A 14,851-nucleotide genomic window follows, 5' to 3' on the forward strand; every position below is an offset into this window, starting at 1 on the left:
TCTCCCCATCACCCCACTCCCCAATATGACAGATGCTTTTGAAAAAACTAACTGGAATTGGCAGCTTTCTCAATTTCAACAACGAGTAGGAGAATGGTGGGAATACCAGTTTTACCGCTTGGAAAGGGCTTTGCCAGACTTGCCGGATGGATGGAGCATTAGCCCTTGGGTTGGTGAGTTACTAAAATTCCTGTTTTGGGTAATACTAGGCTTATTTGTTGCTTGGGTGGTTTGGCGGTTATGGCGAGAATTTAGCCCCTATTTATATTCTTGGCTGAATAGGGGAGGTAATTTTACTGATTTAGGTGTAAAAAATAAATCTAATGAGTTATCGATCGCTCTTTTGTTGGAGCGATCGCAACAATTTTACCGTCAAGCTAACTATCGTGAAGCTTGCCGTTGTCTTTATTTAGCGATGTTACAGCATTTGCATCAGCAAGCCATCGCACCTCACAAAAAAAGCCGTACAGATGGAGAATATTTACAGTTATTGCGATCGTCTGTAAGTCCCATCCAGCCTTATGAAACTTTAATTACCACTCACGAGCAATTATGTTTTGGTAATGCCGAGATTTTACCAGACAACTACGAGCAGTGTCGGCAAGCTTATCGGGAAATTTCGCCACAATGAAAGAAGCTACCAACAAACGATACCACGGCCACCGTTTGAGATGCTAAAGACGACCGCTGATAACTCTGGTAACCATTTGTAAGGCGTTAATTGCTATGGTGGCTAACCTCCTGTTGGATAAATTTGTGAAGGCGATCGCTAATTAACGATCGTGAATACTTGATGCTAAACCCCACTAAACTAAAGTGGGGTTTTTAAAATGTTGGAAAGGTTACTAAAGTAAAAATGAATAAACCAGTAGTGAATAGATTTACAAGATATGACAAACTTTATTAAACAAACTTTGGCTAGTTTAGTTGGCACCGTACTAGGACTAATTGTTTTCTGCGGTTTGGGAACCACTGGACTGTTTTTGCTGCTGTTAGCTGCTACTTCCACTAAAGATACTGGGCCGGAAGTGAAAGATAAGTCAGTACTGGTTTTTAACTTATCGATGAAAATTACCGATGGCGAACCTAATTCTGGCGAATTCTTTCAAAATGCACTCTCAGGTGCAGCTGAGGAGAGAATAACGCTGCGTAAAGTCGTGGAAACTTTGGAAAAGGCGCGGCGCGATTCGCGAATTGTGGGTATCTATCTCGATGCTAGCCGTGACAGCGAAGCCAGTAATGTCGGCTATGCTTCTCTCAAAGAAATCCGCAAAGCTTTAGAGGAATTCCGCGCATCTGGGAAAAAAATTGTCGCCTATGGCAGTAATTGGAGCGAAAAGGAATATTATCTGAGTTCAACGGCAAATTCCATCGTCCTGAATCCCTTGGGATTGATGGAAATCAACGGTTTGAGTTCCCAATTGATGTTCTTAACCGGAGCATTACAGAAGTATGGTATTGGCGTTCAAGTGGTGCGGGTGGGGAAATTTAAGGGAGCCGTTGAACCGTTGATTCTCACAAAGCTGAGTCCAGAAAACCGCGAACAAACTCAGAAATTATTGGATGATGTTTGGGGAGAGTGGCGCGATGCTGTTGGTAGCAGTCGGAAAATTCAACCGCAACAATTACAAACGATCGCAGATAATCAAGCTTTCTTACCAGCAACACAAGCAAAAAATAACGGTTTAGTAGACCAAGTAGCATACGCTGATGAAGTGGTAAGCGACCTGAAAAAGCTTACAGACAGCAACAAAGACGAAAAAACATTCCGGCAAATTAACTTCAATGATTACGCACAAGTTTCCGGCAAAACTTTGGGTGTAGAACGTAACTCCAAAAATAAAATCGCCGTTGTTTATGCTGAAGGCGATATTGTCGATGGCATAGGTGAAGATGGGCAAGTAGGAGGCGATCGCTTTGCCAAAATCTTTAACAGGCTGCGACAAGATGAAGATGTCAAAGCAGTTGTGCTACGAATTAATAGCCCAGGTGGTAGCGCCACCGCCGCCGAAGTCATGCAGCGTGAAGTGAAATTAACTCGCCAGCAAAAACCAGTAGTAGTATCAATGGGCGATACCGCCGCCTCCGGTGGTTATTGGATTGCTAGCGACTCCAACCGGATTTTTGCTGAACCCAATACAATTACAGGCTCAATAGGCGTGTTTGGGGTATTACTTAACGGGCAAAAACTGGCAAATGACAACGGTATCACCTGGGATTCAGTGAAAACCGGACGCTATGCAGATTCTCAAACAGCTTCCCGCCCGAAATCCCCCCAAGAACTAGCACTTTATCAGCGTAGCGTTGACCGGATTTACAACATGTTTCTCAATAAAGTTTCCCAAGGTCGCAAACTCCCAGAACAAAAAGTAGCAGAAATCGCCCAAGGACGAGTTTGGTCTGGTATCGCCGCCAAGGAAATTGGTTTAGTAGATGAAATTGGTGGTTTAAATGCTGCGATCGCTTATGCTGCTGAGGAAGCAAAACTCCAAGGAGATTGGGAATTACAAGAATATCCCCGTTTAAGTAGCTTCGGAGAACGCTTTTTTGGCAAAGCAACTCAAGAAGTACAGGAAACCTTGGGAATTGAGCCAACGCAAGCCAAAAAATCCAATCCCCTCACCAGCGAATTCCAAAAACTGCAACAAGAAATCCAAATTTTCCAAAAAATGAACGATCCACAGGGAATTTATGCCCGCTTACCTTTCAACTTGAAAATTGAGTAAATGAGTATCGGGCATTGGGAGTACTGACTGTTAAGGGACTTCCAAGTAAAAAAAGATTCCACAGAAGACTGTTAACTGTTGACAGTTCACCGTTGACAGTCAGCAGTCAACAGTAGACTTCTTGCAAAAGTGGGGAAAAGGGGAAAGGGCAAATAAAAACCCTTTTCCCTTTCCCCACAAGGAATGGCCTTTCTCGCCGTCTTTTGGTAAATTACATTAAAGTCTTAAATGGAGATTGTCGATGCAACTTCTCGAATGTCCTCGTGTTGCAATCATCGCCGGAGAAAATGCGGTTCACGTTTCTCAACTACCCCCTACATGGCAAGAGATTGCGAGAGGAACCACGAGTGTCGGGCTTTCCGATCCCCAAACTTATGTGGAGATGGCACAGTTATTTCTATACAAATTAGGGCATGGTGACGTTGATTTATTTAGCGATCGCCCCCAACTAGCTCACTTAATACCGTCCTTTTCCCAAATCTTTACACAGTTGGCGTGGGAAACCCTGGAATTTTTTGCACAAGACTTTAAAAAAGATAGCTATCCCAATTTTGTAGAAATTCTCCAGGATGTGGAATCAAAGGGAATCGAGTATGCCCAGGAGGTCAAAGTAGCTCGTATTGGTATAGATTTATTCAATGAATTTGGTTACGAACTGCCTGCAAGTTTCTATCACGTACATTTAGCGCCAATTTATCGGGATCATGTTTTTGAAGAACGTGCCCTACGATTCGATCCCCGTGATATAGAACACAAGCGTGCTTGGGATGCCATACTCCATGCAGGCAAAGTATTTGCAATTCAAATGAAGGTGCAAAGTATTGCCTCGAAATATGGTTTTACTTATCAACATGGCTGTGCTTGCAACTCTCACCTCTCTTCCATCGATGTAGCGCGTGGGGCATTTGAATATGAATTGAGTCCCGAAAAGCGCCAGCGATGGATTCGCAGTTTCATCTGGACTGCTTGGTATGAGTATGCATTTTTCGCGATCGTGCCGAATACTAGTTACTTAGTCTAAGAGGGACTGGGGACTGGGGAGATGGGGAGACAAGGGAGATGGGACAGAGGGGAAGGGGGCAAGGGAGAATAATAACTCACCAGTCACCAGTTACCAGTTAACAGTCAACAATCAATACTCCCAATCTCCAATCCCCCCTACCCATTCTCATCCAAAATTGTCCCTTCAACATTGGCTCCTTCTAAATTGGTTCCGCTTAAATTTGCTTGGTTTAAGTCTGCTTCGCTAAGATTTGCCTGGGACAAGTCGGCTACGGTTAAGTCTGCGCCAGTTAATTCGGCTCCATTTAAATTTGCAGCGACTAAGCTTGCTTGTTGTAACTGTGCTTCAGTTAAGTTAGTTTCTATCAGCTTGGCAACTGTTAAATCAGCCTGACTCAAATTAGCTCCATCTAATGTTGCTCCATCTAAGATGGCTCCATCTAAGATGGCTCCAGTTAAGTTACTACCTGTGAGGTTGGCATCACTTAAATCTGCTCCATTTAAGTCTGCACCAACGAAACTAGTTTGTGCTAAGTTTGCGTGACTCAAATTAGCTCCGTCTAAGATGGCTTTATCTAAAACTGCCCCTTTGAGGTTGGCTTCCCTGAGGTTTGCTTCACTCAGGTTGACACCAGTAAAATTTCTGACACCTGCGGCATAATCTTTTAGGAGTTGTTCTGCTTTCATATCTGTTTTATGTCTGTTGCTGTGCTAAAAAACGTTGAATTGAAGCTACCCAGACAGGCAGAAATCCCCAGTACCCGCTACATATGAATATATTTGGTCGAGGGAAAGTGAATCACATCTGTTTAATATAGCAATTTTCAATTTTCAGTGCTACTACCTAGAGTAAGGAAATATTTTCATACCAAAGACGGATGTTTAGGAATTATTTAAGCATTAGTGCAAAGCGATCGCTATACTCTATTGTGGTATTCCTCTGGCACAGGTTATGGCAAAACCAATTCGTATTCTTTTGCAGACTACGATTCCCACAACTGAAGATGATTGGAGCATTTTTCGTTTCTCGATGTTGCAAGATTATCTAGCATCAATTAAAGATGAAGCGGGAAATTCTTTATTTGAGGTTACAGGACGCGATTACGAGCCTAATGCAGTTGGTGGTGACCCAATATTAAGTACGCTTGAGAAATCAGATTTCGATCAACTTTGGCTATTTGCTTTAGATGTGGGTGATGGTTTAACTGAAAAGGATATCGCCGGAATTAATGCTTTTCGGCAACGTGGTGGTGGTATTCTAACAACACGCGATCATCAAGATATGGGTTGTTCGATGTGCAGTTTAATTGACATTGGTGATGTCCATTATTTCAACACAAAAAATCCCGATCCTGATGAATCTCGCTGGAACCGAGATGATTCCTATACAACTTATATTTCTTGGCCTAATTATCATTCTGGAGCTAACGGCGATTATCAAAAAATTACCATTCTTGAACCAATTCACGAACTTTTGAAAAATCCCAATTCCCCTGTGGGACATATCGAATTTTTTCCCGCGCATCCCCATGAAGGAGGCATTGGTGCGCCTTTAAGTAATACAAATGCACGGGTAATCGCTTTAGGAAAAAGTTTAATTACTAATCGTAACTTCAACCTAATTGTTATCATTGAACATCATCAAGATGCACAAGGAAATATATTAGGACGAGCAGTAGCTAATTCCAGTTTCCACCATTTAGTTGATTACAACTGGGATATTACCAAAGGCTGTCCCTCTTTTGTCGATGAACCACCAGGAGATGGTATGAAAACAGAGCCACGGGCTTTGGAAGATATCAAAACCTATGTGCGGAATGTCGCTTTTTGGTTAGCAAGTTAAACAACAATACCTCTGGTGAAATTTTAGATTTTGGATTTTGGATTTTGGATTGAAGATTCAAAATCCAAATTTAAAATTAGTCATTAGTTATTAGGACTTACGCAACGCCGATATTGTCATTGCGACCGAAACGGAGTGTAGGGAAGCAGATTACTTCTCTATCGCTCGTAATGACGGAATTACGTTATTTTTGCGTAAGTCCTGGTTATTAGTCATTGGTCAATAGTCATTAACTTAATTTTGGGCTTTTTGTCCCCCGGTTCTATAAACACTTTTTGACAGCGCTTTTCATCTATTTGAACCATAATCGCTGGTAGGAGCGAACAACCGTTCGCCCCTACAGTTGACGGTTCACAGTTAACGGTCAACTCTTTAATCGGAATACTTTATTTTTTGCAGTTACCTTATTTTTTACCATCATTCCCTTTCACACACTCAATACCAATGATGGGTACGCAGTCAATAAAATCTTGCCAGAATTCTTGACCAAATTCTTCCACACCTTGAGGAGAAACTATTGGTTTTTGCCAATTAACTTGTTGGAAACCAGCACTCCGAAATGCCCATTCATAAGTTTCTGTGCTGAGATAATAGTTATCAAAGCTGAATTTCTGCCCATTACCATAGATTGTATATGTTATGGGTGTACCTTCTATGAGTGGTGAGTTGATACTTTTAATAAATCCATATTTTTCTGTTGCCAGATAAGAGGTAGGTGGCTGAGAAGCATTGTTATTCATGGTCACAAAACGACCACCTGGTTTCAGGTTAATAAATATGTTGTGACACATTTTGAGTAATTCTTCTCTGGTTTGAGCATAGTTTAAGAGAAAGGAAGCCGCTACCAAATCAAAATTGCCAATTTTGCCGACTTCAAGTACATCCGCAAGTATATATTCAATACCTTGGGGTTGCGTAGCTTCTTCTCGTCTTGCGAGTTCAATCATTTTTTCAGAAATTTCTACTCCTATTACTTTTGCTGCACCTTGGAGTTGGAATTGTCTGGTATAAAATCCTTCGCCACAAGCTAAATCAAGAATTGATTTGTTAGCTAAATTTCCAAGCAAATGAAAGTATGTATATGCTTCAATATGTAAGCGAAAGGGCAATTGTTTGGATTTTTTATACTGCTCGGCTATGGAATCATAATAGGCTGTCATTGATATCTGCTCAATTTATAAAACGTTTGTACTAATTTAGTAAGAATTCAGCACTCAGGAGCCAGAATTCAGAATTTATAAGGAATTTAGTATAACTAATGGTCTATCGCATTAATTTTGATGAGTTTGTAGTAAGCACTTCAGTGCTTAAAAATCAAGGACTAAAGTCCTAACTACAAACTTATTTACCCCTCGTAACTAATGTGATGAACCACTAGTAGTCTATCGCATTAATTTTGATGGTTAAGAGAACGAACCGCAAAGGACGCAAAGAGCGCAAAGAAAGAAAAATTAAGAATGAGTTTACCCCTCGTAACTAATGCGATGAACCACTAGTATGATTTAATAATCAAGAGAATACTTGATTATTGAACTATTCTGACTCCTAAATTCTGACTCCTGAATCATTACCTAATTTATAACAGGCAACAGGCAATAGGCAAAAGGCAATAGACTTAAAAGTCTTTTGGTGTGAAGGTTTGACTATCAGTTTATTTTCTAACCTACCTGTTAACTGGTTTATAATTAGCCCCAACCCAATGCTTCACTGATTTGTCCTGCGAGTTTCAGGGGACGAAAAGGTTTGGCAAAGACAGCAGCTACATCCAAGCCTGTAAAGCTATCTCGATCTGAGTCCTGAACTTTAGCAGTTAGTAAAATTACTGGAATTGCATGAGTGACAGGGTTAGCCTTGAGTTGTTGCAGAGTGGCACGGCCATCCATATCAGGCATCATCATATCTAATAAAATAACATCGAGTTTAAAGTTGCTAGCTACCTTCAACGCTTCTTGACCAGAACAAGCGGTCAACACGTTCCAACCAGCACCCATTTCTAATCCCAATTTGGCGATCGCCTGCACATCTTCTTCATCATCAACAATTAAAATACTTCTGTTCATAGTGTCATTTTCGCATGATATGTGATGCTGGTTAGCTTGACCATCCTGGAATTATTTTAAAATGCGATGGGGGAAAAGTAGGGTAATCTTGGTTATTAGTCATTAGTGAAAACCAATGCCAATGACTAGCCAGCTAAAGGTAACAGTACATAAAATGTACTACCTTGTCCTAAAATGCTCTGAACCCAGATTTTACCGTTGTGTTGCTGCACAATATTCCGACAAATGGCAAGTCCTAAACCCGTTCCTCCTTTGTTGCGAGAATCAGATGCATCTACCTGCTGAAAACGCTCGAAAATAATTTGTAATTTATCTTCGGGAATTCCTCGTCCCTCATCTTGGATGGTAATTAAAACATAGCTGGGTGAGGAAGTCAGGGAATTGTGACTTTCTTCTCCATCAACGGTTTTTGATTCCGAGAGAATAGCACTAATCCACACGCGATCGCCTGGTTCAGAAAATTTGATAGCATTACTAAGTAAATTTGTCAATGTTTGGATCAGGCGATCGTCATCTGCCCAAAGTTCAATTGTCAAAGGATTGACAATTAATTGCACTTGTAATTTATCTGCCATTGCTTGCATTGCTTCCGTTGCTGTAATTAGCAAATCGGCGAGATTGCACTTGGCGTTTCGCATGAAGATTTTCCCGGATTTCATCCGCTCTAAATCGAGAATATCGTTCACCAAGCGCATCAGGCGTTCAGTATTAGTAGTGGCAATGCTTAGGACTTTTTGTCCTTGTTGGGTGAGAGTTCCTAGTTGTCCTGCACCCAACAAATCTAATGCTCCCATAGTAGAAGTTAAAGGTGTACGCAATTCATGGCTGACTAAAGAGATAAATTCGTTTTCTAGACGTTTGCGTTCGGTGATGTCATTGGCAATTAATAAAGCACAAGGGACTCCGGCTAAGTCAATCAATTCGATAGATATTAGTATGGTTTTGAGTTCGCCAGATTTAGTAGAAAATTCAAATTCTTGATTGTAAAGTGAGCCGGTTTCCGGCAGAAGTTGGATTTTTTGGGCAAATGCTACTGTATTTTTTCCTAAATCCAGTTCAGCAGCAGTGTGTCCGATTACTTCCTCCAAAGAATAGCCGCTAATTTTTAAGAAACTGGCATTGACATCCAGAAAACGAGCTTCAGAAACCGTAGCGATGGCGATTGGGTTGGGACTAGAGCGAAAAACCATAGCAAACTTTTCTTCGGCTTTAGTGCGATCGCGGATTTCTTGCTGCAACTGTTGATTTTGCGCTTGGAGTTGTTGTTGCAATTGCCGAATCGTCAAATGATTTTCAATGCGTGCTAAAACCTCTTCTAATTGAAAAGGTTTAGTGATGTAGTCTACTCCCCCGACTGCAAAAGCCTTGATTTTATCTAGCACATCACCCAAAGCACTGATAAAAATTACCGGGATATCGCGAGTGCGATCGCTTGCCTTCAAATTTTGGCAGACTTCATAGCCATTCATCTGAGGCATATTCACATCCAACAAAATCAAGTCCGGAGGAACTGCATTTGCTCCCCGTAAACCCGTAGAACCTTTAGTAACACTCCTTACTTTATATCCCTGCTCCGTCAGCATAGCAGATAGAAGGTTGAGGTTTTCTGGTGTGTCATCAATTACTAAAATGTCAGCTTTCGGGAATTTGAGTGATTGGTTAAGCATCACAATATAGACTTTCGCCAGAATAAGGTAACTCCAAAAAATCAATTATTCCCCTTGGAGTCGTTGACCCTTCAACTCTGCTCAGCCTTGACCCTGAGCGGAGTCAAAGCCTTGACTGTTCACTGTCAACAGTCAACAGTCTCCTGTGGAATATTTTTTTACTTGGAAGTCCCTAAATTACTCATTATTTCTAGAAATTTTTATGTTAGTTCAGTTTCTTAATAATCAGTTACAAAAAAAATATCCATTACCCAATTGTCTCCCCTAGTTCTCCCCGATTAATTACTAATCTAATAAACATCAAATCAAGTTTGTAGCTGATATCTACTAAATTACACAACAAGGAATAGCTTATATGCAAACTTCTACTATGCGTAAACCAATTATTCTCACACCAGGAGAAGGCAATCAATTTTCAGTTCTTGGCTCACATTTTACAACCAAAGCAACTGGTGAAGAAACAAATGGAACTTGGGCAGTTTATGAAATTACAGATACACAAGAAAATGGCCCTCCACTACATACTCACCCTTGGGAAGAAGCTTTTTATATTCTAGAAGGTGAAGTAGACATCCAAATTGGTACAGAAACAATTTTGGCATCACCAGGCTGTTTCGTTAATATTCCTCACAATGCACCACACGCCTTTAAAGTTCGCTCTGCCACTACTAAATTCTTAGCTTTAATTGCACCCAAAGGAGCGAAAAAGTTTTATGAAGAAATGGGTGAAGTAGCAGATAGCCCAGTAATAAACATGGAAAAAATCCAGCCTGTTTTCCACAAATACGGATTGCAGTTTGCTGGATAAATTGAAAACTGCATCAACTAAGCAGATGTATAGCAAGCAAGGTGTTTCAGAATTTTTCTTGTATTAGTTTATTTCCTCAACTATGCTTCTGCTGATATCAGAAAATTCTGACTCCTGACTCCTGACACCTGACTCCTGACTCCTGAATTCTGAATTCTGACTCCTGACACCTGACTCCTGACTCCTGAATTCTGAATTCTGACTCCTGACTCCTGAATTCTGAATTCTTGTTCATAAATCCATTCCTAAAAATTCATATCTACTCAATCAGCAACCCAATATTATGTCAAAAGCTACTCGTTTCTTCGCTGCTAGTGCCTTCGGTTTAAGCCTCAGTGCCAGCCTTGTTTTTTACCCAAGTACCAGTCAAGCAGGTAACAATGCTGGAGTGCCTACAGAACTACAAGGTGAATGGCGGTACGGTCGAATTTCTTCCATCCAATACCAAGACAGCTATACAGGACGGCCAGCGGCCCCCAACGGTTCTAGCGATCAATTTCAACTCGCCTCTAACGGTAACTACCAGCGAAGGAGGCTGATTCAAATCACCACCTACAACTGCTCGTCTAATTTGTATATAGAAGAAAAAGGTAAAGTTAAAGTCGAGGCTGGGTTGATGACTTTCCAACCAAGCGACAGCGTATCTCAAGGGCAAATCTGCAATAGCGGACGCACCTATTCCAGTCGCAATTCAGCAAAACCGGAAACCTATCAATGGTCGATTCAAACCAATGACTACGGGCAACAAGTTCTCGTCCTTGAAACTACTGATGGACAGGGTAAAGCTCATTATGGGCGTCCTCAATAGAAGCGCATCGCTACACTTCCCTACAAAAGTGAAATTTGGTCGGATTTTTCTCCCCTAGTTTTCCCCCATTTTCTCGTAATCTACAAACATATCAAACAGAGGTTATTTATATGATTCACCATATTTCCATTGCTGTTAAAAATCCCAACCATGTTGCTCAAGTTCTAGCAGAAATTTTAAAAGCACAAGCTGTTGCTTTTCCACCTAACCCAGGTAGTTATATAGTGATACCTTTCGACCAACATGGTACAGCCATTGAACTGTATCCTTTAGGTTCTCAAATCGAGCCTGGCGAAGGCGATGAACAATGTGTATTTGTACATACTCCTATTAGTTCGAGATTTACAGATATTCATGCAGCTATTTCTGTACCAATTACTCAGGAAGAAATTGAACAAATTGGTGTCCGTGAAGGCTGGCGCGTAGTGCGCTGTAACCGGGATTCTTTCTTTGATGTGATTGAATTCTGGGTGGAAAACAGATTAATGATTGAATTTCTAACACCAGAAATGGCCTCTGTGTATTTGAAATTTGCTACTCAAAAAGAAAATCTCAAATATTTCTTACCAGAATCAGCATTAGCAACAGTTGGATAGAAGACTGTTAACTGTTGAGTGTGAACCATCAACAGTCATGGCTTCGACTCCGCTCAGCCTTGACCCGGAGCGAAGTCGTACCACTTCCCTCCGGGACGCTCCGCGTAGCGGCGACCATAACAGAAGGGTCAACAATCTCAAATAGAATAATTGATTTTTTGGAATACCCACGCCAAAGCATCATCAACATTAGTCACATAATTTCCTGGTGGTATGGGTGGACGATTCACCATAACAACTTTCACCTCAAGTTCTCGTGCGGCAATGATTTTGGCGTAGGTTGCATCACCACCACTATTTTTACTAACTATGGTATCGATGTTGTGTTGAATCAAGATTTCCCTTTCATTTTGGAGGGTAAAAGGGCCGCGATCGCACAATAACATCCCCGGTGGCACTAAAGCATCAGGAGCAGGAGGGTCAATCATCCGCATTAAAAACCAAATATCTTTGAGGTGAGCAAAAGCGGCGAGTTCTTGCCTACCAACTGTCAAAAAGACTCGCTGTGCTTGGTTTTGCAACACTGTTGCTGCGGCTGCAACGCTATCAACTTCAATCCAGCGATCGCCATTTACCTTTTCCCAAGGCGGACGAATTAACATCAGATGGGGTACTCGCACTTTGGTTGCAGCATCTACAGCATTCCAAGAAATCTGGGTAGCAAAAGGATGGGTTGCATCAATGAGTAAATCAATTTGCATAGCTTCCAGATAACTAACCAATCCAGCTACACCACCGAAGCCGCCAACCCGCAAATCACCCAAAGGAAGTAATGGTTCGCGAGTCCGGCCAGCTAAAGATGTAATTATTTCTACACTTTCTATAGCCGCGAGTCTAGCAGCTAGTTCTGCTGCATCTCCCGTTCCGCCCAGAATTAAAACGCGCATCATAGAGGTGGAATTTTTGCCAAAATGCCATTTTTGAAAGCCTGTGGACGTTGTGACCAAGACATATAACTAACACACTCCAGTACCGCAGATGCAGTAAGAGTTCCCTCTGGTAGCTGACCCCCAGCAGAACCTAATAGCCTGAACAATCATATAGTAGGGTCTAATTTGACTCAAATCGTCTAGATTTTTTATTTTGCTTTTTGAGAGATTTATGTGTTAATATAGGTAATTGTGTGGATAAGGACGTATAGCTCAGTTGGTTAGAGCGCTACGTTGACATCGTAGAGGTCACTGGTTCGAATCCAGTTACGTCCATTTTTGTGAGAGGCTGTTTTAAAAGTCAAAGTGTACATTTACCCATAACTTTACTGCAACGGCAAAGTTATGCTTCCAATTTTCCGTCTGTAGAGAAAGAAGCTAACTAAGTCTACCCTTTTAAGTTTAATAGCTTTACACGATGATATTGGTAAACCCGCCCCTACTAAATGGGGTTGAATTTCAAGCAAAGATTCAAAATGGTTTAATTCAGATTCCTCACTCATGAGTACAAAGAAGAACTTGGTGAAGAAGATGATATTAAGGTAATTGTTTTAGTAAAGCAAATGCCCCACAACTTATTGCACTGTTTTCTCGCAAAGGGCGATGGTGAGTAATGCTGCTGCCCCAAAGGCTGCTATTGTTCGGACATGGTTCCAGAGTGTCCAGTTAGTCAGATATCTAGCCCATAGATTTGCACCTTCAGTAGTATCTGGTTTGGCTATGGCCAGAGCATCATTCAGTGGGACATTGAAGACGATAGTTACTAGAATCGTGCCAATCAAGTATAGTAAACTACCAATTAGCAAGTATATAGCACCAGGTTGATGCCACTTCAACAGTGAACCTATGGCTAGAAATAGGCAAGCCAAAGCGGTTCCAAACAGCGCCGTCATAAATAACGGATTGATGACTGTGATATTGATCGATTGCATAGCAATAATGCCTTCTTTGGGCTGGAGCCGAGCAAGAGCGCCCATAACAAAAGTTGAGAAGGCAAAGAAGACTCCCGCAACTAATCCACAACCCAAGGCTGTGAAAAGTTTTAATGCAAAAGGCAGCTGGTGAACAATTGTCATAAATCCTCCTATAGAAAGATGACTAATTAGCAAAGTGATTATTTTTGTTTACCACCCCTTCTGGGCGGGAGTCATATCAATAAATGAAATTGCGTAATTTATTGTCTGGAAGTTGGCAACGCCGATAAATGTGCCATACTTCTCAATACTGCTCGGGTTTTGGATTTTAAACTGGAATTTGGTTTGGGGAAAAGGTGAGCCAGCGCGGTCTTGGGGGTTTCCCCCATGAGCGACTGGCGAACCCCGAAGGGGTTAAAGGGTAAGGGTTAAAGGTTTTTTCTTTCCCTTTTCCCCTTTCCCTTTCCCCCAAAACCCGACAAGTATTGCCATACTTCTTGGGAATTGAATTAATTTTCTTTACATTAAAAGACAATTTATTTTCTAGCTATTTGATTTTTGTGCAACTAGCAAAATCTTGCGATTAATTTTTAAAAGTTTTGAATAACGATAAACAGGATTTATGCAAAAATAACGTAACTCCGTCATTACGAGCGATAGCTTACTCCTACACAGAAGACACACAAGTCTTAAAATCCAACCTAAAACTTCGTTTCTTAGCCCTAGTAGCGTCGCAAGCTTAAAATGGTGTCTTGATTTTTAAGTGTAAAATTCGTCCTAGTTTCGGATGCTCAAAACAAAGTTCCCTAGCGTGTAGATGTAAGCGATTTGTGTTTGCACGGCATCCATAAAGGCGATCGCCTAAAATTCTCACCCCCAGTCCTCGCGCATCTGCCGCATGAACTCTCAATTGATGGGTACGTCCTGTTAAGGGTGTAAACTCTACACGAGTGTAATTTCCTTCCCTTGCCATCACCTGGAATTGTGTCAAACTTGGTTTACCGCGCTGCCAATCAACTTGCTGATAAGGACGATTTTCCGGATTTCCCCACAATGGCAATTCAATTGTACCTTCCTCAACTTCCACAAAACCTGAAAGCAAAGCTTCATAAACCTTGCGGACTTGTCGCTGCTGGAACTGCTGCCCCACTTGTCGATGAGTTTGGCGATCGCGCGCCAACAACAAAATACCAGATGTTTCTTGGTCTAACCGATGCACAGATACAAGACTCATGCCATCAGGTAACATATTATACAAACGACTCCAAACACTATCTTGGCGATCGCCATAACGCCCTGGTACTGAAAGTAATCCCGCTGGTTTATCTACAGCAATCAGCCATTCGTCTTCATAGATAATGGGCAACAAAGAGGACACGGAGAGTGAGGGACGCGGGGACGCGGTGAAAGAAGATGATGTGTCAGAGTGTTCCCACCTCTTTATGTCCTCTGTCCCCGCGTCTTTGCGTCCCCGTGTCTCCGTGTCCCCGCATCCCCC

14 protein-coding genes and 1 tRNA gene are annotated in these 14,851 nt (G+C 41.6%); 8 read left to right on the plus strand and 7 right to left on the minus strand.

Annotated elements, in window-relative coordinates:
* Positions 1 to 25: 25 nt before the first annotated feature.
* The 3 genes from GNE10_RS20910 (at position 26) to GNE10_RS20920 (ending at position 3,747) form a co-directional block, all read left to right on the plus strand.
* Complete coding sequence (locus tag GNE10_RS20910; RefSeq protein WP_185566802.1) at positions 26 to 631, plus strand: DUF4129 domain-containing protein; 606 nt, start codon at positions 26 to 28, stop codon at positions 629 to 631.
* Between the two features lie 259 nt (positions 632 to 890).
* The gene (gene sppA / locus GNE10_RS20915) at positions 891 to 2,726 is read left to right on the plus strand and encodes a signal peptide peptidase SppA (RefSeq protein WP_185566803.1); all 1,836 of its coding nucleotides are present in this window, start codon (positions 891 to 893) and stop codon (positions 2,724 to 2,726) included.
* A 241-nt stretch (positions 2,727 to 2,967) separates the two neighbouring features.
* On the plus strand, positions 2,968 to 3,747 hold the full coding sequence (locus GNE10_RS20920) for a hypothetical protein (protein ID WP_185566804.1): 780 nt from the start codon (positions 2,968 to 2,970) through the stop codon (positions 3,745 to 3,747).
* Between the two features lie 137 nt (positions 3,748 to 3,884).
* Here GNE10_RS20920 and GNE10_RS20925 read toward each other — a convergent pair whose 3' ends face one another.
* Complete coding sequence (locus tag GNE10_RS20925; protein ID WP_185566805.1) at positions 3,885 to 4,415, minus strand: pentapeptide repeat-containing protein; 531 nt, start codon at positions 4,413 to 4,415, stop codon at positions 3,885 to 3,887.
* Positions 4,416 to 4,680: 265 nt separating this feature from the next.
* On the opposite strand from GNE10_RS20925, the gene GNE10_RS20930 reads away from it, so the two are divergent.
* Complete coding sequence (locus GNE10_RS20930) at positions 4,681 to 5,571, plus strand: hypothetical protein (RefSeq protein WP_185566806.1); 891 nt, start codon at positions 4,681 to 4,683, stop codon at positions 5,569 to 5,571.
* Between the two features lie 404 nt (positions 5,572 to 5,975).
* Here the strand turns inward: GNE10_RS20930 and GNE10_RS20935 are convergent, their stop codons facing one another.
* The 3 genes from GNE10_RS20935 to GNE10_RS20945 all read right to left on the minus strand — a co-directional run bounded on the left by GNE10_RS20935 (position 5,976) and on the right by GNE10_RS20945 (position 9,298).
* Entirely contained in the window at positions 5,976 to 6,731 is a 756-nt protein-coding gene (locus tag GNE10_RS20935) for a class I SAM-dependent methyltransferase (RefSeq protein ID WP_185566807.1), read from the minus strand.
* A 525-nt stretch (positions 6,732 to 7,256) separates the two neighbouring features.
* Positions 7,257 to 7,631 (minus strand): response regulator, encoded by a 375-nt coding sequence (locus GNE10_RS20940; protein ID WP_185566808.1) that lies wholly within the window; start codon positions 7,629 to 7,631, stop codon positions 7,257 to 7,259.
* A gap of 125 nt (positions 7,632 to 7,756) precedes the next feature.
* Positions 7,757 to 9,298, minus strand: a complete 1,542-nt coding sequence (locus tag GNE10_RS20945; RefSeq protein ID WP_185566809.1) for an ATP-binding protein — start codon at positions 9,296 to 9,298, stop codon at positions 7,757 to 7,759.
* A 355-nt stretch (positions 9,299 to 9,653) separates the two neighbouring features.
* Here GNE10_RS20945 and GNE10_RS20950 point away from each other — a divergent pair, with 355 nt between their 5' ends.
* From GNE10_RS20950 to GNE10_RS20960, 3 genes are all read left to right on the plus strand, one after another.
* Complete coding sequence (locus GNE10_RS20950; RefSeq protein ID WP_185566810.1) at positions 9,654 to 10,106, plus strand: cupin domain-containing protein; 453 nt, start codon at positions 9,654 to 9,656, stop codon at positions 10,104 to 10,106.
* A 283-nt stretch (positions 10,107 to 10,389) separates the two neighbouring features.
* On the plus strand, positions 10,390 to 10,914 hold the full coding sequence (locus GNE10_RS20955; RefSeq protein ID WP_185566811.1) for a hypothetical protein: 525 nt from the start codon (positions 10,390 to 10,392) through the stop codon (positions 10,912 to 10,914).
* 110 nt (positions 10,915 to 11,024) lie between these two features.
* Positions 11,025 to 11,510, plus strand: a complete 486-nt coding sequence (locus GNE10_RS20960) for a hypothetical protein (protein WP_099072521.1) — start codon at positions 11,025 to 11,027, stop codon at positions 11,508 to 11,510.
* A gap of 137 nt (positions 11,511 to 11,647) precedes the next feature.
* Here the strand turns inward: GNE10_RS20960 and GNE10_RS20965 are convergent, their stop codons facing one another.
* On the minus strand, positions 11,648 to 12,400 hold the full coding sequence (locus GNE10_RS20965) for a cobalt-precorrin-6A reductase (protein WP_185566812.1): 753 nt from the start codon (positions 12,398 to 12,400) through the stop codon (positions 11,648 to 11,650).
* A gap of 241 nt (positions 12,401 to 12,641) precedes the next feature.
* Between GNE10_RS20965 and GNE10_RS20970 the strand changes: the two genes are divergently transcribed.
* Positions 12,642 to 12,715, plus strand: a tRNA-Val gene (locus tag GNE10_RS20970).
* 299 nt (positions 12,716 to 13,014) lie between these two features.
* Here GNE10_RS20970 and GNE10_RS20975 read toward each other — a convergent pair.
* Entirely contained in the window at positions 13,015 to 13,515 is a 501-nt protein-coding gene (locus GNE10_RS20975) for a DUF1772 domain-containing protein (protein WP_185566813.1), read from the minus strand.
* 577 nt (positions 13,516 to 14,092) lie between these two features.
* Positions 14,093 to 14,851, minus strand: a 759-nt coding sequence (locus GNE10_RS20980) for an RluA family pseudouridine synthase (RefSeq protein ID WP_185566814.1), incomplete at its 5' end; no start/stop codon positions are given.

This window comes from Nostoc sp. 2RC (assembly GCF_014222165.1).
Classification (GTDB): domain Bacteria; phylum Cyanobacteriota; class Cyanobacteriia; order Cyanobacteriales; family Nostocaceae; genus Nostoc; species Nostoc linckia.